The organism is Fodinibius sediminis (assembly GCF_900182555.1).
GTDB lineage: Bacteria > Bacteroidota > Rhodothermia > Balneolales > Balneolaceae > Fodinibius > Fodinibius sediminis.
The window spans coordinates 79,013-100,784 of record NZ_FXTH01000014.1 but is presented as its reverse complement, the minus strand read 5'-3'; the positions used below and the strand labels follow the sequence as shown (position 1 = coordinate 100,784).

General features: G+C 49.1%; 13 protein-coding genes. All 13 read left to right on the top strand.

Translation table 11 applies throughout. The annotated features are described in order from the left end of the window. Nucleotides 1-909, top strand: a 909-nt coding sequence (locus tag FN808_RS14940; RefSeq protein WP_142715412.1) for an amidohydrolase family protein, incomplete at its 5' end; no start/stop codon positions are given. A 216-nt stretch (nucleotides 910-1,125) separates the two neighbouring features. Next, nucleotides 1,126-2,160, top strand: coding sequence for a PIG-L deacetylase family protein (locus tag FN808_RS14935; protein WP_142715411.1), 1,035 nt, complete (start codon nucleotides 1,126-1,128; stop codon nucleotides 2,158-2,160). 182 nt (nucleotides 2,161-2,342) lie between these two features. Then, nucleotides 2,343-3,650 (top strand): tripartite tricarboxylate transporter substrate-binding protein, encoded by a 1,308-nt coding sequence (locus FN808_RS14930; RefSeq protein ID WP_185958436.1) that lies wholly within the window; start codon nucleotides 2,343-2,345, stop codon nucleotides 3,648-3,650. A 10-nt stretch (nucleotides 3,651-3,660) separates the two neighbouring features. Next, the gene (locus FN808_RS14925) at nucleotides 3,661-5,202 is read left to right on the top strand and encodes a tripartite tricarboxylate transporter permease (RefSeq protein ID WP_142715409.1); all 1,542 of its coding nucleotides are present in this window, start codon (nucleotides 3,661-3,663) and stop codon (nucleotides 5,200-5,202) included. A 268-nt stretch (nucleotides 5,203-5,470) separates the two neighbouring features. Next, complete coding sequence (locus FN808_RS14920) at nucleotides 5,471-8,587, top strand: PQQ-dependent sugar dehydrogenase (RefSeq protein ID WP_142715408.1); 3,117 nt, start codon at nucleotides 5,471-5,473, stop codon at nucleotides 8,585-8,587. Between the two features lie 83 nt (nucleotides 8,588-8,670). Then, the gene (locus FN808_RS14915) at nucleotides 8,671-9,609 is read left to right on the top strand and encodes a sugar phosphate isomerase/epimerase family protein (RefSeq protein ID WP_142715407.1); all 939 of its coding nucleotides are present in this window, start codon (nucleotides 8,671-8,673) and stop codon (nucleotides 9,607-9,609) included. A 376-nt stretch (nucleotides 9,610-9,985) separates the two neighbouring features. Beyond that, nucleotides 9,986-10,501, top strand: a complete 516-nt coding sequence (locus FN808_RS14910) for an RNA polymerase sigma factor (protein ID WP_142715406.1) — start codon at nucleotides 9,986-9,988, stop codon at nucleotides 10,499-10,501. A gap of 234 nt (nucleotides 10,502-10,735) precedes the next feature. Then, nucleotides 10,736-11,776 carry a FecR family protein gene (locus FN808_RS14905; RefSeq protein WP_185958435.1) on the top strand — a complete coding sequence of 347 codons (1,041 nt, stop codon included), beginning with the start codon at nucleotides 10,736-10,738 and terminating at the stop codon, nucleotides 11,774-11,776. A 74-nt stretch (nucleotides 11,777-11,850) separates the two neighbouring features. Then, nucleotides 11,851-15,312 (top strand): SusC/RagA family TonB-linked outer membrane protein, encoded by a 3,462-nt coding sequence (locus FN808_RS14900; protein ID WP_185958434.1) that lies wholly within the window; start codon nucleotides 11,851-11,853, stop codon nucleotides 15,310-15,312. A 6-nt stretch (nucleotides 15,313-15,318) separates the two neighbouring features. Then, nucleotides 15,319-16,893 (top strand): RagB/SusD family nutrient uptake outer membrane protein, encoded by a 1,575-nt coding sequence (locus FN808_RS14895; protein ID WP_221930071.1) that lies wholly within the window; start codon nucleotides 15,319-15,321, stop codon nucleotides 16,891-16,893. Nucleotides 16,894-16,928: 35 nt separating this feature from the next. Then, nucleotides 16,929-18,458: an arylsulfatase gene (locus tag FN808_RS14890; protein ID WP_142715403.1), complete on the top strand. Its 1,530-nt coding sequence runs from the start codon at nucleotides 16,929-16,931 to the stop codon at nucleotides 18,456-18,458. Between the two features lie 83 nt (nucleotides 18,459-18,541). Then, nucleotides 18,542-20,008: a sulfatase gene (locus FN808_RS14885; RefSeq protein ID WP_142715402.1), complete on the top strand. Its 1,467-nt coding sequence runs from the start codon at nucleotides 18,542-18,544 to the stop codon at nucleotides 20,006-20,008. A gap of 162 nt (nucleotides 20,009-20,170) precedes the next feature. Then, nucleotides 20,171-21,766 (top strand): sulfatase family protein, encoded by a 1,596-nt coding sequence (locus FN808_RS14880; protein WP_142715418.1) that lies wholly within the window; start codon nucleotides 20,171-20,173, stop codon nucleotides 21,764-21,766. Nucleotides 21,767-21,772: the final 6 nt, after the last annotated feature.

The window sequence follows — 21,772 nt, the reverse complement described above, 5'->3', positions numbered from 1 at the left end:
ACGGTGGTTGATGTGGGGGGCGCCGGATGGCGCAACTTCTCCCATTTCAAGAAACAGGTTATCGACCGCTCCAAGACCCGGGTGCTTGCTTTTCTTAACATCATCGGCAGCGGGATGAAGGGCGTGGTCCCCGTTGAGCAGAATGTGAATGATATGGATCCGAAGATGACCGCCCTGGTTGCTGAGCAAAACCCGGAAGTGGTGGGGGTCAAGATAGCCCACTACCATGGTCATGAATGGGAGCCTTACCGTCGGGCCGTGGAAGCCGGGGAGAAAGCAGAGATCCCGGTCATGGTTGACTTTGGCGGTGCATCGCCACCCCTGCCACTGGAAAAGCTGCTGCTGGACGTACTGCGTCCGGGCGATATCTACACCCACATGTACGGGGGCGGGGGCACCGTACACGGTGGTCGCCAGGCGGTGGTTGACGATGCCGGGCAGCTGCGCGAGGGCATGCTGGAGGCCCAGGATCGGGGCATTATTTTTGATGTGGGCCACGGCGGGGGGAGCTTTTTCTACCCGGTTGCCATCCCGGCCTTCGAGCAGGGCCTGAAGCCCAACACGATCAGCACGGACCTGCATACGGGGAGCATGAACGACGGGATGAAGAACATGCTGAATGTGGTCTCGAAGATGATGGACATGGGAATGTCGCTGCCGGAGGTGATCCGGGCCTCGACCTGGAAGCCGGCGCAGGTGATCCAGCGCGAGGAGCTGGGGCACCTGAGCGAGGGTGCGGTAGCCGATGTGGCGGTTTTCGGGATGCGTGAGGGGGCGTTCGGCTTCCTGGATTCCCGGGAGAACCTGAAGCCGGGGGCTACCCGCAAGCTGGAAACCGAACTGACGATCCGGGACGGCGAGGTGGTATACGACCTGAACGGACTGGCTGCTACCAAATGGGATGAATAGTCGAAGCATGCTGAACGAAGGGCAACGGTGGAGTCGTGCCATCCTCAACTGTTTAATACCGGGTGCCCGCCGGGTGACCTTTTATCCGAAGCGCCGTTCTTTGGGAAGAATAGGCATGATGGAATATAGTACGGCAGACACCCTATTAGTGGCATTGCGGCGGATAACGGTCGAACATCCTCGTTTATGAGTTAATGTTAAATAAAAACGGCAACTATGAAACGGAAAGACTTTTTGCAGACTGGATTAACAACCGGGGCCTTGCTGGGATCTCCCGTCTACCTGCCATCGCTGGGCGGTAACGAAAAAAAGCCGCAACAGGGAGATTCAGATCTCTTCGAGGATGAGCTGGTCGTTGAAAAGGCTCGGGAAGGCCAGCCGCACAAAGGCAAGGTGCTGGCAGTAATACAACCGCATTCCGATGATATATCGCTGTTTGCAGGGGGCACGGTGGCCAAACTGATAAAAGAAGGATATACCGGTTACCTCATTCGCACCTCCAACGATGAAAAGGCGGGCAGGGGTGATAGCAGGGGAGAGGTTATTGTGAATAATGAAAAATCCAATGAAGCTGTTGCAGAAGTGCTGGGATTGGAAAAAACGTATGATCTCTATAACCGGAACCATCAGATGGATGAAGTCAACATTCAGGATCTGAAAGGCCGATTGATATTTCTTTTTCGAATGCTGAAGGTCGATACGGCGGTCTGCTACGATCCATGGGCCCATTATGAAGAAAATCCGGATCACTATATAACAGCACGGGCCGTGGAAGCCGCCCGCTGGATGGCCGGCAGCAGCAGGAATTACCCGGAACATTTTGACGCGGGAGTTGAGCCCAACAGCGTTCGTGAAATGTACTACTTTGCACGGTATCAAAATAAAAGCCGACAACATATTAACCGAATTGTGGATATCAGCGATGTGATTGATACTAAAGTGAGGGCCAATATGGTCAATACAACACAGGGACCGGGAGGCAATGCCGGTTCGCGTCTGCGCAAGAGATTAGCCGAGGAGGGAAAAAAATTACCCATACTGGGTGACGACGACGAGATGGCCAATTTCAACTACATCAAGCATATCATGCTGGATAAGGATTCCATGCGTTTACGCTGGGGTACCCCATCTGACAAAAAGGTTGGAGAAAAATACGGGCTTGATTGGGCAGAACGAATACACTATGTGGGGCCATCCAGCCAGCCGACCAAGCTGGATCAGTATATTGAGGATAACGCTGTTTCTACGTGAGTAAATGAACCCCGGGCCCGGGAGAGGAAGGGCTAATATTATTGAAAACCGTTAAAATATACGGAACAGGCGTGACTATGGAGCAGGGGCAGTAAATTTTTATTGGGAGTGGTATGAGATTAATACCGGTTGAATTTAAATTTAGACTTTACTTCCGCATTGGCAGACTTTCGGGAGTTCCAGTGGCCCTATTTTTAGTGGCGGTATTACTCCTGCCGGGCTGTGCCCGGGATACATCCTACCCCAACCGCCCTATCTCGTTGATTTGTCCGTGGTCGGCCGGCGGTGGAACAGACCGGGTAGCCCGGCAGATAGCTTCTCAGCTGGAAAGGGAGATGGGCGTACCGGTGAATGTAATCAATGCCACAGGGGGGGGCGGCGTGACCGGCCATACACGGGGGGCGCTCGCACGGCCGGATGGATACAGTATGACGATGATTACGGCCGAATTGAATATGCTGCACTGGCGGGGACTGACGAATATAACCTACCGGGACTACCGGCCCCTGATGAAAGTCAACCAGGACAATGCTGCCCTTTTTGTGCGAAAGGATGCACCATGGCAGAATTTGGAAGAACTGGCAGAGGCGATACGTGAAAATCCAGGGAATCTACAGGCGTCGGGAACTGCTTTTGGAGGTGTCTGGCATGTAAGTCTGGCCGGCTGGCTGCTGGAAGCGGGCTTGTCGGCCGATGATGTGACCTGGATCTCCATTAATGGATCGGCTCCATCGTTACAGGAATTGATGGCCGGAGGGGTGGACATGGTGGCCTGCAGTTTTCCCGAAGCAAAATCGCTGTATGATGCAGGTGAAATTCGCAGCCTTGGCGTTATGGCTGAAGATCGGCTTGCTGACTACCCTGAAATTCCCACCTTCGGGGAGCAGGGTTACGACTGGTCCAGTCAAACCTGGCGGGGCCTGGCCGTACCTGACCAGATTTCCGATGCACGATATGATCAACTTTTGCAAGCTGTTAAAGAAGTGGTGGAAAGCGAGGAATACCACCGGTTCCTGGAAAACTCGGGATTTGGAAGCAGTGCCGAATCCCCGGAGGCCTTTCTGCAGTTTCTCAGCGAAGAGAACCAGACCTATGGTAAAATATTTAACAGCCAGGCTTTTGAAGATGTCGTCTCCCAGCGTTATGGCCCGATGTTTTTTCCCTATATTATTCTGGCGTTGATGGGGCTGATCTTGTTAAAATTAATAGTGTCGGCAGATCTGAAGCTTGCAGAGGAGGCCAATGCCATGCAACAGGCTGATTATGGGTATATGGCTCTGATGATTGGAGCCGTAATAATTTATTTGCTGTTTGCGGAACAACTGGGATTTGTAATTTCAGCTATGCTGATACTCGCCTTGTTGCTGTGGCAGTTAAATGTTAACTGGTCGACAGCCGTGCTGGTGATCCTTGTCGTTGTTCCCCTGAGCTACCAGCTCTTTGCTGTCTATTTGCGCGTACCCCTGCCGTGGGGATTATTTGGATGGTAACAGATATGTTATGATAGAAGCAATTATACAGGCAATACAACAGGTAATTTTATCTCCTTCCATATGGCTGGTTATTTTGCTGTCTGCCGTATATGGCATCTCGCTGGGAGCCATTCCGGGTCTGACAGCAACGATGGCGGTGGCCCTGTTCGTCCCGATAACCTATTGGATGGACCCTGTACCGGCCCTGGCGGGTATTGCCACCATGGCGGCCTGTGCGATCTTTGCCGGTGACATCCCAACGACGCTGCTGCGCATACCGGGTACGCCCGCCTCGGCGGCTTATGTGGATGATGCCTATGCCTTTACCCGCCGAGGAGAGTCTGAGAAACCGCTGGGGATGGCATTGGTTGGTAGCGTCATGGGCGGTTTGTTCGGAGCAGTTGTGCTTATCCTGCTGGGTGGACAGTTGGCCAAGATCGCTTCCATGTTCAGCGTAGCCGAATATTTCTGGCTGTACCTCTTGGGGCTGAGTTCAGCCGTAGTAGTGGCTCGGGGCCCCGTTCTAAAATCGCTTCTGGGGTTGCTTATCGGCTTGTTGCTTGCCTTGGTGGGGCTGAGTGCTGTGCATACCGAGGCCCGCTTTACCTTCGGATTTCCACAGCTGTATCAAGGCATCAGTTTCATACCGGCGATGATCGGTCTTTTTGGTTTTTCAGAAGTCCTGCGCAAAACGATAGACCTTGATACGGATCTGTTTACGGGAGGCATTCCCGGAGAAGAAAGGTCGACTTTATCTTCGGCGGGTTTTCTCGAGAGGTGGCTTATTGGGCCGGTAACATCACTTTTCCGGGGTCCCTTCAGCATGATTGCCAATCGCAAGCGCTCGTTCCTGCGTTCAGGATTTATTGGTTCGCTCATTGGTATGCTTCCCGGCGCGGGGGCTGATATGGCTTCATGGGTATCACTGGCGGCATCAAAGAAGGCCAGTAAGGAACCGGACAATTATGGCAAGGGCTCCCTGGAGGGGATCGCAGATGCCACGACAGCAAATAATTCGGCGCTTGCCGGCACATGGATACCAGCCCTGGTTTTTGGAATTCCGGGTGACTCCATCACGGCCATTATGATCGGGGTATTGCTTATGAAAAATTTGAATCCCGGGCCAGAAATTTTTGTGAACCAGCCTGTCCTGGTATACAGCATTTATGTAGCTTTTATCGCCGCCAATATTGCACTCCTGGTGGTGGGTTATTTTGCCATCAAGGCCGGTCGATTTGTAATACGCATCCCGCAGCGAATTTTACTGCCCGTTATCTTACTATTCTGCATTATTGGGTCCTATGCCATACAGGGAAGTTATTTTGATATTGTTATTATGCTATTTATGGGAGTGTTGGGCTTCTTTCTGGAGCGCCGGGCCATCCCGCTGGGTCCCATCGTGCTTGGTATTATCCTGGGCGGCCCCCTGGAAGAACGCTTTATACAGACTATCACAGGTTCCGAGGGATTAATTCTGCCTTTCTTTGACCGGCCTGTTGCGGCTATTCTCGGCATTGGTTTTCTGGTCCTGTGGGGATGGACGATCTGGAGCAGCAGGAAGGAGCAATAGCCGCGCAGTAAAACACTCAGATAGCAGACGAAATAGGCCGGCGGTTTCATTGGTATGCCCCGGAAAAAACTGGCCATCCCAGGCTACCGGCCTCACGGGGGGGATGCGAGGAGGCTAATCTCTTAAATATGGAATAATTGTCAAAAGAAGTTATTTTTGTCGCTGTTTTGGATCGTCGATCAGTGGTAGAGCCTGCCGGACAGATGAGTTAAGAAACAGCAGGCACCGCCGATGGAAAACTAACTGTAAACCGCATCATAAGAATTGCATGAAACGATTGTATAGGGACCCCCGAAGCTGCCTGTGGATACTGCTGCTGATTTATTTCACCGGCTGCAGTCAAATCTCACAGGAGCGCAGCCGAACCCGAATTCTAAACTTTACCGGCGACAGTAAAGTGCCGCTTGAGGAAATCCTGCTGGAAACCCCGGGATTTGAAGATGCTCAGGTTCTGGATCATGAAGCTGAAGCATATTTTAATTCCGACTCCCTGGAAAAGGTCAGTGGCCTCGTTTTGTCAGCCTCAGGGATTGACCGTTTGGACTATCGCCAGTTGAACGCCCTCAAGCGCTACCTGGAAGCCGGCGGGGGCGGAGCGATCCTCATAAAGGACAGTAGTACCTTCAGCCGCAAGGGCTGGCCGTGGCTGCAGCAGTGGGACAGCCTGGCGGCAGCAACGCCGCATAGCCGGGATCAGATCCCCCTTTACCTGTTAGAGCCGGAGGCTGACCGGCAACAGTGGATGCAAGCCCTGCCCCACGCAGTGGGGGAAAATAAGACCCCCGACTATAAAGATGCACAGACGCCGGCTGTGCCCGACAGCAGCCGATACAGCAAAGAAGTACTGACCCAGGGACTGGATGAACCTATGCAAATGGCCGTACTGCCGGATAATGACGTCATTTTTGTAGAACGGAAAGGAGCGGTGAAACTTTTTGATTCCAACCTGAAGAGTCTTAAAACCATTGCCCACTTCGATGTTTTCAGCGGTATTGAAGAGGGGCTGCTGGGCGTAGCACTGGATCCGGACTATGATACCAACCACTGGGTTTATTTTTATTATGCCGTGGCGGACAGCTCGGTCAATCGCCTGTCGAGGATGGAACTGCAGGGAGATGATCTCGTCAGGTCTTCCGAAAAAGTGCTCCTGGAGATTCCAACGCAACGGACCTACTGCTGTCACTCGGCCGGCTACCTGCGCTTTGGCCCTGATGGGCTGCTCTACCTGGCTACGGGTGACAATACGAATGCAGATGATCCCTATAAAGTGGGGTACCCGCCGGTAGATGAGCGTCCCGGACATGAACTGGCAGATGACCAGGCCACGGCCGCCAATACCATGGATTTAAGAGGAAAAATTCTGCGCATCAGGCCGGAGGATGACGGTAGCTATTCCATACCTGAGGGCAACCTGTTTCCGGAGGGAACCGGGAAGACGAAACCGGAAATCTATGTCATGGGTTTGCGAAACCCCTTCCGTTTCACCGTTGATATGAAAACCGGCATATTATACTGGGGAGAGGTCGGCCCCAATACCATCGTGCCCGGCCGCGACGGGACCAATATGAGTTACGACGAAATTAACCGTGCGGCTGAGCCGGGTTTCTATGGCTGGCCGTACTTTCTCGGCAATAATGACGCCTTTCCCATGTATGATTTTTCTACTGGAGAGGAGGGGCCGCGCAAGGATCCGGCGAAGCCTATTAACGACTCGCCCAATAATACAGGCCTTCAGGAGCTTCCGCCCGCCCGGTCTGCCATGATCTGGTATGGACCAGAATCATCAGAGCAATTTCCATTGGTAGGCAGCGGGGGAGCCAGCGCCATGGCGGGACCCGTCTATTACAGTCATCAGTTTTCCCGGACACCCTACAAGCTGTCATCCTACTACGATGGCAAGCTGTTTATATACGACTGGATCAGGAATTGGATCATGGCGGTCACATTGGATGAGCAGGGACGCTATGTACGTATGGAACCCTTTCTGGAGCATATGGAATTTGCCTCTCCCATGGATATGCAATTTGGACCCGACGGGGCCTTGTATGTGCTGGAGTACGGGAGCAACTGGTTTTCCAAGAATGTAGATGCCAAATTGGTGCGCATTGAATACCAGGAGGGCAACAGGAATCCAGTGGCAGCCATCCGTGCCGATAAGAAATATGGAGGAGCGCCCCTGACAGTGAAACTGTCAGCAGCCGATTCCAGGGATTATGATGAAGGTGACGAGCTGCAGTACCGGTGGGTCATCGGGGAGCAGACCCTGCAGGGCGAACAGCTCACTCATACATTCGATACCTCCGGGGTTTACAAGGTTACGCTTAATGTGGAAGATGGCAAGGGAGGAGAAGGATCAGCAACCGCGACGGTCAGGGTGGGAAATAGCCCGCCTGAGGTGCACATCGCCAGCCAATCGAATACAAGTTTCTACTGGGATGATGCTGCATTTGATTACCAGGTGGAGGTGACCGATCGGGAAGATGGGGCTATCGATACCTCACGGGTACAGTTTTCGTTTGGTTATCTTGAAAATGAACAGGATGTGCCGGTCATTCTCTCGGGCAGTAAACAGCTGGATCGAATTGAACATCTGGAAGGGCAGCAGCTGGCGGCCTCCTCGGATTGCCGGTCGTGTCACGCCGTGGATCAGTCATCAGTGGGTCCCAGCTTTACGGCCATTGCCAAGCGCTACCGGGATGAACCGGAGATAACGGGCAGGCTGGTATCGCGTATTCAGGAAGGGGGCAGTGGAAATTGGGGGGACAGGGTGATGCCGCCCCACCCCGGCATCACAACGGCTGATGCCAGGGAAATTGTGGGATATATCCTCTCGCTGGGAAATACCAAAGAGTCCCGCCCGCTGACGGGAATCCTGCACCTTGACCGGCACGGTACCAGTGGGGCGTATCTGGTATCGGCCCGCTACACCGACGAGGGTGCCAACGGCATTGCCCCTCTCGAGGGGGAAGATTACGTGGTATTGCGGAATCCGCGGGTGGAAGCTGAACTTTATGATGCAGGAGATGTGAATGTAGCCCATGTAGCTACAGAGAACAGGGGATATATTAATAATATCCGCCCGGGAAGCTATATACGCTTTGATGAAAAGGATCTAACGGAGATAGCCTCGATTTCCTACCGTGTGCAGGCAGCAGGCCCGGGTGGAACCATTGAAATGCACCTGGACAGTCCTGATGGACCATTGATTTCCTCGCTGGATATTCCATCGGGTCCGGCAGGGGGAGAGGTTCCGCGATGGAGGGAACTGACTGCGGAGATTCAGCCCACCGAAGGCAGGTACGACCTGTATTTTGTATTCCGACATCCTGGGGGGGGCGATGAAAACTTATTCAACCTCGATTGGATCTATTTTTCAAATAAGTAATTTATACTTGCTCAATAGCAAGCTTTCAGTTAGTCTTGTTTATACGATATCATAGATATTAATTCATAACAAAATTACTTGCTATGAAAACCAGCCGTAAAGAGTTCATTAGAAACACCGCCCTTGGGACTGCCGCAGGCATTGCAGCCCCTTTCCAGCAATTTCAGACTGAAAACCGTGCCAACAATAGCAGGAATAAAATCGGCGTGTCTACCTATTCCTTCTGGCAGTTCAATGGTCCCAAGGAGGAAACGCCTGTAAGTGAATGCATCGAGAAAGCGGCAGAGATGGGGTTTGACGGTCTTGAAATTTTATGGATGCAAATGGGATCGTATGAGAACAGTCATTTGCAGAATATCAAGCGGCAAGCACTGCATGCCGGGCTTGACTTGATGGGCTTTTCGACCCACCAGGATTTTCTGACGCCGGATGAAGAGGAGCGAGAGAAGGAGATCGAAAAGACCATTGAACAGATTGAGTTGGCGTACAGGCTGGGGATCCCTACAATGCGTATCAATACCGGTCGGTGGGGGACGACGGGTTCTTTTGATGAACTGATGGCCAATGACGGTAAAGAACCTGTACTGGAAGGATATACCCGGGAGCAGGGGTTTCGATGGGTGATTGATGCCATAGCCCGGTGCATACCAACCGCGGAAAAGTGCGGTGTTGTTCTGGGACTGGAGAACCACTGGGGGCTTGGTCGCACGGCCGAAGGGGTTTTGAGAATTGTTGAAGAGATCGATTCTCCCTGGCTGCAGGTAACCACCGATACCGGTAATTTTTTGGAGCGCCAGTATGAACAGCTGGAAATGATGGCACCCAAGACGGTGCTGCTTCAAGCCAAGACGTACTTTGGCGGCGGCAAATGGTATAGTCTGGATATCGATTATGACCGGGTTGCCGATATTTTTGCTGCTGCAGACTACCGGGGCTACGTATCACTGGAATTTGAGGGGCAGGAAGATCCCGATAAAGCGATTCCCCAAAGCCTGGATTTGCTGCGGCAGGCTTTTGTATAACAACGGATTTCTAATTTTGACTTTTTAGACCCTTGTCCGGAGGACGGCTGGATGTGGATGGAAAGCCAATATCACGATTTTTGATCTTCTTAAGATCTGGTTTTTACACACAATATTGCGGGGAGACTGCTGTGACTTTATCACTTCTGCTGTAGATTTCAAAAGCATGGTTATTTTCAGCTGTTGCTGTATTGTAAAATGTAATAACCAGTCTATCTGGCAATAAATTAAATTCTGATTTTTAATTATTGAATTAAAAACATTATTTAAAAAGGGTTATGTAAATTAAAGGTCCTCTGACCTGGTAAGGAAAAATGTAAAGAGGACAATAAAAAGTCAGCAAGCAGCAGGTGTAACGATATAAGACGGGGGGACAATGCTCACAAGGGATCAGTTTGAACAGCTATTTTGTAACTATGTCGATGATGTTGCATCCTTTCTTTATACCTATACCTCTAACAGGGCGAAGGTCAAGGACTGGGTGCAGGAAGTTTTTTTGAAAATGTGGAAAAAAAGAGGTCAAATTGATTTTGAGCATCCCGGCTTTAAAAGTTATCTGTTGAAAACAGCGCGTAATCATGCGCTGAAACGGTTGAAGAGTGAGAAGAAATACGATCTTTGGCTGGAGGAAAATTTAGAGAAGCTTGTCGCCATACAAGCTTCCGGCACGTCCATTTCAGATGCAACAGAAATTAGGAAGGCGTATTCGGTTGCGTTGTCCAAAATATCAAAACGTGCACGCAAAGCCTACCTTTTAAGTCGCGAAGAGGGACTGACCTACCCGGAGATTGCAGAGGTTATGAATATTTCCATCAAGACCGTCGAGAGCCATATCAGTAAGGCCCTGCAAATACTTCGATCGGAGCTGCGAGAGTTCAATCAGGGGATATAGTATTCGGGCATTAGGGCGCCGGCCTGCAAGCTATCGTATTCCCAGGCACGGCTGAGGTTCCCGGGGGTAGGATCAAATCTACAGGCAGGCTCGCACATTTTTAAGAAAAAAAAGGAATATGTTTTCCTTGTTATGCCCTCAGAGCGTCTAAAGGCAGAAAAAAAGCTGCTTTTTTTATCAGGGTATCGGCCGGGCAAGGGGATTATATACATAGAAACACAGATCAAAACTCTTATGAACGATTTTCCAAAACGACAACTCCTGATTAACTACCTGCTGGGCCTGTGTACGCCTGGTGAGGAAGAAGAGGTAGAGTACTGGCTCGACAAGGAGCCCGGCAATATCACATTGCTGCAGGAGGTATCAAAAGAGATCGGTTATGAGGGCAGATTATCTGCTGCAGATACGATAGAGGTCAAGGACCAGCTGTTTGCAGAGGTTGATAATACGGCTGATGCTGGTTCCGCAAAGCGGGGTTATCGCCCAAATGCTCACATTGGGCGGGGGCTGTGGCTGAAAGTAGCGGCCATGGTTGTTGTCATCCTAACAGCCGGGGGGCTGGGGCTTTACTACAGTGATTTTTCGTCCTTCAGTGAAGACTCCGTAACCCAATTCGATCAGCGTACCTTGTCAAAGGGCCAGACGGCCACCCTGCGGTTTGGTGATGGATCGGTGATAAAATTAAATGCGGGCAGCACCCTCCGTTATCCCGAGAAATTCAGCAGGGAAAGGCGAGAGGTCTATTTGGAGGGAGAAGCATTTTTTTCCATCGCGCATGATGAATCCAGACCCTTTCTGGTCCATGCCAAAAATACGACAACCCGGGTCTTGGGTACCTCCTTCAATATAAGGGCCTACAGTAGCGAGGACGCTTTGCAGGTTGCTGTGGCTGAGGGGGAGGTAGCTGTTTCCCGGGCTGAAGAACAGCCAGTGTCAAGCAGGGAAACCATTTATGTTACCAGGAATCAATGGGTAACATACCGCTCTTCGGGGCAGCTTATAGAAAAGGGAGAAGGTAACATCGATGACCTTATTGCCTGGAAGGACAAGCGGCTGATTTTTACCGATAAACCCTTGGAGGAAATCGCTGTTCAACTGGAGCGATGGTATAACGTCGAGGTTCTGCTGGCGGATTCCTCATTGAAAAAGCGTCGCTTGTCGGCCTCTTTCACAGACGAGCCGCTATCGGAGGTGCTGACGGTCATCGCACTCTCACTGGATATAACATATAAGCAGGATGGACAGGTCATAACTTTTCAAGAAAACAGTCTGTGAAAAACTGAATTTTTAACATAGCAAATGGGTAAACCTAACTTTATAAATAAATTATGATGAATAGGGATAGAGGTATGAAGCCACATAAATGGATAGCCAATTTCTTTGCGGCAGGTATGCTGTTGGGTTTAATGGCACTGCCAATAAAAGCTCAAGATGGCAGACATTCTGCAGGACAGGTTGTTTCAGTTAATACCATTGAACAGGTTTATAATGCTGAAGTGACTCATAAAGTTAGTGAATCCTCTGTATTACTAAAGAGGGTAAGCCTCAAAACTAGCGAGGAGTCATTGATTAGCATATTAAAGAGGATTGCAGACAAGGGAAACCTTTCACTTTCGTATGACACTCAATTGTCCGTATTGAATGAGAAACTAACACTCAGTTTAAAGCAGGTTAGTATCAAAGATGCACTGTGGACGGTATTAGATAATACAGGATTACGTTTTGCTGTTTCTTCAAACAGGCAATTAATATTGATGAGGAAAAGTGAAGAAAAATCACTTGAGAAGATTCAGGAAACAATTAAGGGAACCGTTACGGATGCGAGCAGTGGAGAAACATTACCGGGAGTCAATATTTTAGTAAAGGGGACTACGACCGGAACTTCAACGGATGCAGAGGGTAGCTTTGAATTAACGGTTCCTTCTCTTCAGGATACATTGGTTGTTTCTTTTATAGGGTATCAAACAAGAGAGATCCCAATAGATGGCAGAACTACAATTGCTATTAATTTACAGCCACAAGCTATCGCTGGGGAAGAAGTAGTTGTTGTAGGGTATGGTGAACAAGAGCGGGAGAACGTGACTGGATCTATTACTTCTGTTTCATTTAATGAAGAACTTGAGAATCGGCCTATGACAGGCGGATTACAGGCACTTTCTGGGAAGAGTCCGGGTGTCTGGGTAAGCCAGCAAAGTGGTGCTCCAGGGGAAGATACACCACAAATTCGCGTTCGTGGATTTGGAACATTAAATAATAATGACCCCCTCATACTGATTGATGGAGTAGAAGGACAGATGTCGGATTTAAACCCTAATGATATTGAATCAATTAGTGTATTGAAGGATGCTTCTTCTGCTGCTATTTATGGCTCAAGAGCAGCAAATGGTGTGGTATTGGTAACAACTAAGGAAGGAACATATGGGGCTGGAATGCAAGCTTCATATAGTGGTTCGTATGGATGGCAAAGACTGGGCCGACGATATGATATTATAGATAATAGTGTTCAGTTTATGAATATTTGGAACACCGCCGTTGAAATGGAAGGGGGAGCACCAATATTTCCTGAAGAAGTACTAAGCTATTTCAAAAATACTGATGACCCTTATCTGGCACCCAATACCAATTTTTTTGATCACGTATATCAAATTGCCCCACAATTTGAACATAATTTTAGTGTAAGTGGAGGTACTCCTGACTTTACTTATAATACGTCTATAAACTATTTGAGTCAGGAGGGGATAATGAAAAGAACTAGCAGTGACCGTTATGGGCTCAATATTAATGTAAAGGGTAAAATTACGGAATGGGCTGAACTGCAGAGTAATCTACGAGTGACAAGGAGAATTAATGATCGACCTTATGGTGGTAGAGGCCGAACCATGTATATTTTTCAAAATGGGGCTTATCCATTTATCGCTCCCTATACAAGAGAGGGTAATTTTGGAGCTACGCAGGCTGTATATCTCAGCGGTCCCAACGAAGGGAATCCAATCGTAGATTCCCGCAATCCCTTGGCCGATCAATATAATGGCCAGGATCAAAATACCATTAATTTCTACAGAGGTACCGTTAGTGCAGTAATTGATATTCTTGATGGGTTAAGTGCAAATCCTTCTTTTACGGCAGAACAACGTTCAAATGTGCTGGACCGTTGGAATGAAATAAATTATGTATATACCGATGGAGGAGTGCAGTCAACTACGCTGGATTATGATACTAATTTGAGAAGACATCGTGATTTAGGTGATGAGTTTTACTGGAATTTTCACAATACCTTTGACTATGAGACTACGTTGAGTGAGCATCACGATGTATCGGCTTTGGCTGGTATTGAGTTTGAATCACAAACCTTTAAAAGTACCTATGTTGAACAATCTGATCCCCCAAAAGAAAGTCTAAAACAGGTTAGTACAGGTACTGCAGCGGCCATTGCACAAGGTAATATGAGTGAGTGGCGCATGCAGTCTTATTTTGGGCGACTTAATTATAATTATGATCAGAGATACCAGGTCGAAGGTACCTTCAGGGCAGACGGTTCATCAAGATTCCGAGAGGGTAACAGATGGGGCTTCTTCCCTTCCTTTTCTCTGGGTTGGAGAATTAGTGAAGAATCCTTCATGGATGGGGCTAATTTTTTAGACAATCTAAGGTTGCGGGGTTCCTGGGGAAGGCTTGGCAATCAAAATATAAGTGTAATTGCTGGTAACTACCCTTATTTAAGTACATTTACACAAAATAATAGTACAAGTTATAATCTGAATGGAACTTTCCAACCTGGGGCTGCCATAACCTCCTTGGTGGATAAAAGTATAAGCTGGGAAACGGTTGAACAGATTAATCTTGGTCTTGAAGCTGGTTTCATGGATAACCGGCTTACTATGGAGTTTGATATCTTTGATAAAAAAACATCAGATATTTTAGTTCAATTACCAATACCCAACACGCTCGGCGGTGTAACACCACCGGTGGAGAATGTTGGTGAAATGTCTAATAAAGGATTGGAGATAGCCATGTCCTATCAATCTGATGTATCTAGATCCTCCAATTGGAATTACAACATCAGCGCAAATGTCTCTCATGTAGTTAACGAAGTAACCTCTTTTAGAGGAGGAGAAGCCCCTGATCAACTGTATCTAATTCGGGAGGGAGTATCCTATCAGTCCTTGTTTGGGTATAATGCTATAGGGATATATCAAACAGACGATGAAGCTGAACAGCATATGCCAAATAGCAGCCACAATCCTAGAGCTGGTGATATTAAATATGAAGACCTCAACAACGACGGCAGTTTAGGTAATGAAGATCAGAAAGTTCTTGGCAATACCATTCCAAAATATACTTTCGGATTTAATTTTGGTTTATCATATAAAAATTGGTCGCTAAATGCTGTATTGCAGGGACAATATGATGTAACAGCATATACTCAAAATGCCTGGACTCAACCATTAGGTATTTCCGGTGCTACAGTAACAGAGCGTTGGTCAAATGCTTGGACTCCTGATAATAAAAGTAATGAATTGCCGAGAATACGGATAGGTGACCAATATAATAGATTACCTTCTTCATTCTGGACCACTGATATATCCTATCTCAAGATTCAGAATGTACAATTAAATTATGATTTCCCGTCGAACTGGACGGATAAAGCAAGTCTTAGGGGAGCGAATGCATATCTAAATATTTCTAATCCTTATACCTTAGTGAGTGACAACTATGAAGGTTTTGATCCTGAAAGAAGTACATTTGGTTCAGGAGCCTATCAGTATCCTACTCCGGTTGTAACTTCAATTGGTATAAAGTTAAATTTTTAAAAAGTCATGTCTGCCAAACTTAAAGAAGGAAATATCATGAAGAATTTTATAAATATACTAGCAGTTATAATAGTGGCACTGGGACTGTTTTCATGTGAGGACTTTTTAAATGTCACGCCTGAAGATAGAATTACGAATGAAATGTTTTGGGAGAATCAGGAGGATGCCCAGATGGCTTTAATGGGCATTTATAGTGTTCTGCAGGATAATGGTGTATATGGCTATGGAGGTGGTAATGATGCGAAGAGTTCTAATGCACACCAATGGGCCCACTGGGAAGGAAAGCAGCTTCAGATTGGTAATGGTACGGTCACCCCTGATATTGGCGGCAACGTTCTGGGAAGATGGACGGATAGTTATAGGGGTATTAACAGAGTGAACGTATTCTTGGAAAATATTGATAATGTTGAGGGCATCTCGGAGTCAGCCAAGGAAACAATGATTGGAGAGGCCTATTTTTTACGGGGTGTTTTCTATGCTCTTTTGGCAAATAGTTATGGTGGGGTCCCGGTATTTACGAACCCTATAACGGCTGAAGAGGCAAGATCACTAACTAGAGCTACCTTGGAGGAGACATGGAACCAGGTACACTCAGATTACGATAAAGCTATTGCCCGATTAAATCAGGATGCACCTCAAGCCGGAAGAGCAACCCTGGGCGCCGCATATGGGATGAAAATGCGAGCGTATTTATATCAAAGAGACTGGGATAAGGTAATTGAATATGCTGATACAATCATTGATATGAATAAATATGGTTTGTTTCATAGTTATGAAGGCCTATTTCAGGTTGAGAATGAACATAATGAAGAAGTCATATTCAACGTAGAATTTATGGAAGGCCCACGGGGGCAGGGAAGTATTTTTGATCGTTACTGGCAGCCCCAAAATTTGGAGAATGGTATCAATGGTTCTAACTCAGTTGCACCCATACAGCACTTAGTCGATGCATATGGCACCTTGGATGGGAGTCAGGTAGATCCTGAGAATCCCTATGAAAACCGTGATCCACGACTGGATTTTACCATTTTACGACCGGGTGCTTATTTTCAAGGACAGTTATACCCGGATGAACTACAAAACCATACCGGACAGCAGGTTGGGTTTGGCATAAGAAAATACACTATAGAGGGAGATGTTACTCAATGGGAATCACCTCTCAATTTTATCGTCTTGCGTTATGCTGATGTGTTATTATCAAAAGCTGAAGCATTAATTGAAAAAGATAATCCCAATATTGCAGAAGCCGTCCGGTTAATAAATCGTATCAGAACAGAGCGTGACGATGTAAGTATGCCATCACTCTCAACGAGCTTGAGTTTGGATGAAGCCAGGGTAAAACTTCGACATGAACGTCGCATTGAGTTTGCACTGGAAGGTTTATATTGGGCTGATGAGAAACGTTGGGATATGATAGACGATTTTCGGGATGACCTGTATCCAATAGAGGTACGAAGCCGGGATGGTGGATTAATTGATACGAAATTTGAGGGGGGCTTTGATTCGATGTATAACCGCTATCCCATTCCCGAGAGCGAGATTTCACTGAATCCCGACCTCGAACAAAATCCTGGCTACTGATTAAGGCTTTTATATTCTATAGCGGTACTTTCTTACTGTTCCTGACGCTGGCCTCCTGTACCGGGCATTCCGAAGATGCGTCGCTGAATTCACCGGATGCCAGCCCCAATATCGTTTATGTCCTGGCGGATGATTTGGGATATGGTGAGGTGGGAGCCTACGGCCAGCAGAAGATTGAAACGCCTAATATTGATGCCCTGGCCCGAAACGGGATGCTGTTTACCCAACACTATGCGGGCTCCCCGGTATGTGCGCCCTCACGCTATATGCTGATGACGGGAAGGCATCCCGGTCATGCATATATCCGAAACAACCGGCCAAGGCATGCAGACCGGCGCATCTGGGACTTTGAGGCATTGCGGGAGAACCCCGCGCTCGAAGGGCAGATAGCTATTCCCGACTCCACTCTTACAGTGGGAGAAAAGCTCCAGCATGCCGGGTACCAAACCGCCGCCATCGGGAAGTGGGGGCTGGGCGGTCCCGGCAGCTCTGGGCTTCCAAACGACCAGGGATTTGATTTTTTTTACGGCTATCTGGGACAGGCGGCAGCCCATACCTATTATCCCATCTTCCTGTGGAAAAACAAGGAACGGATTTCTCTGGATAACGAGCCTGTAAATCCTCATACGCCCCTTCCGGACAGTCTGGATCCTGATGACCCGAAAAGTTATGACCGGTTTCAGGATCAGCCTGATTACTCCCCCGCACTCATGCTGGAGGAAGCAATCGGATTTATTGAACGGAACAGGAAGCAGCCCTTTTTCTTGTATTTTGCCTCCCCGCTGCCGCATGTATCGCTGCAGGCTCCGCAGCGCTGGGTCGATTATTACCGGGAAAAGTTTGGAGCAGAGGAGCCCTATGTCGGAGATGAAGGCTATACCCCCAACCGTTATCCCCGGGCCACCTATGCGGCGATGATATCCTATCTTGATGAACAGGTGGGAGCGCTGGTCGAAAAACTGAAAGAGACCGGCCAGTATGATCATACCCTCATTATATTCACCAGCGATAATGGTCCCACCTATAATGGGGGAACCGATGCCGCCTTCTTTGACAGTGCAGGTAAATTCAATGAGAACTATGGGTGGGGAAAAGGGTTCCTGCACGAAGGGGGGATTCGCGTCCCGATGATTGCAAGCTGGCCCGGGGTTATTGAGCCCGGCAGCACGAGTGATCACCTCTCGGCATTCTGGGACATAATGCCTACATTGACAGACATTGCCGGCGTAAAAAGGCCGGAGCATACGGATGGGATAAGTTTCGCCCCGACCTTGAGGAACATGCCGGACCAGCAGCAGGAGCACGAATATCTCTACTGGGAATTTCCGGCCTACGGGGGGCAGCAGGCCGTGCGCATGGGCAAATGGAAAGGCATTCGCAAGAATATTCTGAAGGAGGGGAAGCTGGATATCGCCCTTTATAATTTGGAGAACGATCCCCGGGAAAGCCGGGATGTAGCCGACGATTATCCGGAAGTTACAGACAAAATTGGAAGGATCATGCAGGATGCCCACACGAAACCGGGCCATACCTCTTTTGGGATGCCAGCTCTCGGAGATCGATAGTCGGCAAAAGCGCATGAAATGAATCAGCTATTTTAACCAATGCACACATGAAACCCCTGGAAATAATTTGCAGCAGCATTCATATGATAAAACGAGTCTTTTTTTTCATCGTTGTCAGTTTGTATGTGACCCTTCCGGTTTCAGCACAGGAGCTGGAAAACCCGAATGTACTGTTCATCATTTCTGATGATTTGACAGCAACAGCGGTCTCTTCCTATGGTAATAAACTGGGGACAACGCCCCACATCGACCGACTTGCAACTGAGGGCGTACGCTTTACCCGGGCATATTCACAATATCCCGTCTGCGGCCCATCACGGGCGTCGCTGATGTTTGGCTATTATCCCAGCGCTACTACAACCTACGGCTATGTAAGCGGTAGGGAAAATGTGGGCGATCAGCGCCAGTCCTGGTCCCAGCTGTTTAAGAACAATGGATACTACGCGGCCCGGGTCAGCAAAATTTATCACATGGGTGTACCGGGTGATATTGAATCCGGATCAAACGGTGCGGACGATGCAGCTTCATGGAACGAGCGCTTCAACAGCCCGGGCCCTGAATGGAAAGCGGAAGGCGAAGCTGAGCTGGTACAGAATAATCCCTATGGCAATAAGCCGCGCCAGGGAGGGAATGTGATGACTATTGTCAAAGCCGAAGGGGGAGACCAGGTTCACTCGGATGGGAAGACGGCCGAGAAAGCTTCGGAGTTGATTCGGAAACACAGGGATGAACCGTTCTTTTTAGCCGTCGGCCTGGTCCGCCCCCATGTACCTTTTGTGGCTCCCAGGGAATATTTCAGGCCCTATCCGTACGAGCAGATGGTACTGCCTCCCAGGGTACAGAACGACTGGGATGACATCCCTTCACGCGGTATTAACTATGTTACCAGCGTGAATGCCCAAATGTCGGAGGAGCAAGAGAAAAAAGCAGTGGCGGGCTATTATGCTTCGGTTTCATATATGGATGCACAGGTGGGCAAAGTGTTGCGGACGCTTGAAGAGGAGGGGCTGGAAGACAATACGATTGTCATATTCACCTCTGATCACGGCTTTCACCTGGGAGAACACCGGTTTTGGATGAAAGTCAGCCTGCATGAAGAATCGGTAAAAGTTCCGCTCATCATCAAGGTTCCGGGCATGGAACCGGCTGTTACGCACTCCCTGGCCGAGTTGGTGGATTTGTATCCCACCGTTGCTGAGCTGGCCGGCCTGGATTATTCAGATCAGCTGCAGGGCAAAAGTTTGGTCAAAACGCTGCAGGACCCCGGTCATACTGTACGGGATGCGGCCTTTTCCATGCACCGGTGGAGGGGAGGGTTCTCCTACATGCTTCGCTCGGATAAATGGGCCTATATACAGTATGATGAAGATGCTGGGTCGGGGATGGAGCTGTTTGACATGGAAAACGACCCCGGCCAGTATAACAACCTGGCCCACAATCCACACTATCAAGAGGTAGTCGCGGATTTTCAGGACCAGCTGAAGAGGAAGCTTGAGGAAGTAAGAGACAACGAACTGGGAATTACCTACGACAAAGGAGAAAGCCGGTAATTATAAATCGTCTTTTTTAAAAGGATTTCGCTTTTTAATACCTTGATTTTCTGAGTGCCGGCAAGGGGCGACAGGTCCGGTAGCCATCATTAACAACCAATAGCTTAATTAAACAATATGCTTGTAATGAAGAAAAAACATTTCTGGGCCGGGCCGCTGTTCATGCTGCTGATCTTTCAGATTTCCTGCGGCACGCCTGGAAACGAGGAGGAGAAGCCTGAAGCTGAGCGGCCGAACATTGTATTTATCATGACCGACGACCACTCCTATCAGACGCTCAGTGCCTACGACGACCGGTTTATCGAGACACCGAACATTGATCGCATTGCTGAAGAGGGCGTGAAATTTGTCAACAGTTTTGTAGGCAACTCCATCTGCGCGCCCAGCAGGGCCACCTTGCTGACCGGCAAGCATTCTCATAAAAACGGACAGATCGACAACCGTACAACCTTCGATGGTTCTCAGCCTACCTTTCCTAAATATCTCCGGGAAACCGGCTATCAGACGGCGCTGATAGGCAAATGGCACCTGCGCAGCACCCCCACCGGCTACGATCACTGGGACCGGCTGATCGGTCAGGGCGACTACTACAATACCGAATTCATCACCAACGGCGACACCAGTCAGACTGATGGGTATGTCACAGACGTGATTACGGACCGGAGCCTGGAGTGGCTGGAGAACCGCGATTCGAATCGCCCGTTTGCCCTGCAGATACACCACAAGGCGGTTCACCGGATCTGGATGCCGGACACTTCGCTGCTGAGCCCCGACGGGCCGGAGCCGTTCACACTTCCGGCCATGGAGGGGGGGGAAGACCAGGCACCGGCGGATCCGAATAAGCTGGCGGGTATGCCTGCGACCTTCTTTGACGACTACGAGGGGCGCCGCGCAGCTTCAGAGCAGAAGATGAGCATTGCTGAGGACATGGATCTGGTCTATGATCTGAAGATGCTTGACGAGGATGGAGAGCTGCAGACCAAGTACCGCAAGGCCTACGCCAATGGCCGCTACAGCCGGCTCAATGAGGAGCAGAAAGCCGTCTGGGATGCCTATTACGATCCTATTATCGAAGATTTTATGGACAGACGGGAACAGATGTCGGATATCGAGCTGGCCCGTTGGAAATACCAGCGCTACATGCGCGACTACCTGAAAACGGTACAGTCAGTTGACAAGAATGTAGGACGGGTACTGGACTACCTGAAAGAGAACGGGCTCTATGAGAATACCCTGGTGGTCTATACTTCCGACCAGGGCTTCTATATGGGTGAGCACGGCTGGTTTGACAAGCGCTTTATGTACGAACAGTCCATGCGTACCCCATTGCTGATGAAGTTTCCCGAGGGCATGGATACCCGCAGAGAAGTGGATGAACTGGTGCAGAATATCGATTATGCGCCCACGCTGCTGGACCTGGCAGGAGTGAAGGTGCCGGAAGATATGCAGGGCAGATCGATGGTGCCCCTGGTTCAGGATGCGGATACCGACTGGCGGGACGCGCTTTATTATCACTACTACGAGTTTCCCAATGAGCATATGGTCAAACGGCACTATGGCATCCGCACTGATCGATATAAGCTAATCCATTTTTATAATGATATTGATGATTGGGAGCTTTACGACCTGAAGGAAGATCCGATGGAGATGAATGACCTGTACGGAAAGGAGGGCTATGAGGAGTTGACTGAGCAGTTGAAGGCTCGTCTGGCTGAGCTGCAGGAGCAGTATGATGATACGGACCGCAGCACCTATTAGTACCGG

What these genes read in the sequence shown, in the direction of transcription:
- FN808_RS14935 (WP_142715411.1), top strand. Translation starts at nt 1,126, where the DNA reads ATGAAACGGAAAGACTTTTTGCAGACTGGATTAACAACCGGGGCCTTG.
- FN808_RS14925 (WP_142715409.1), top strand. Translation starts at nt 3,661, where the DNA reads ATGATAGAAGCAATTATACAGGCAATACAACAGGTAATTTTATCTCCT.
- FN808_RS14920 (WP_142715408.1), top strand. Translation starts at nt 5,471, where the DNA reads ATGAAACGATTGTATAGGGACCCCCGAAGCTGCCTGTGGATACTGCTG.
- FN808_RS14915 (WP_142715407.1), top strand. Translation starts at nt 8,671, where the DNA reads ATGAAAACCAGCCGTAAAGAGTTCATTAGAAACACCGCCCTTGGGACT.
- FN808_RS14910 (WP_142715406.1), top strand. Translation starts at nt 9,986, where the DNA reads ATGCTCACAAGGGATCAGTTTGAACAGCTATTTTGTAACTATGTCGAT.
- FN808_RS14905 (WP_185958435.1), top strand. Translation starts at nt 10,736, where the DNA reads ATGAACGATTTTCCAAAACGACAACTCCTGATTAACTACCTGCTGGGC.
- FN808_RS14900 (WP_185958434.1), top strand. Translation starts at nt 11,851, where the DNA reads ATGAAGCCACATAAATGGATAGCCAATTTCTTTGCGGCAGGTATGCTG.
- FN808_RS14895 (WP_221930071.1), top strand. Translation starts at nt 15,319, where the DNA reads ATGTCTGCCAAACTTAAAGAAGGAAATATCATGAAGAATTTTATAAAT.
- FN808_RS14885 (WP_142715402.1), top strand. Translation starts at nt 18,542, where the DNA reads ATGATAAAACGAGTCTTTTTTTTCATCGTTGTCAGTTTGTATGTGACC.
- FN808_RS14880 (WP_142715418.1), top strand. Translation starts at nt 20,171, where the DNA reads ATGCTGCTGATCTTTCAGATTTCCTGCGGCACGCCTGGAAACGAGGAG.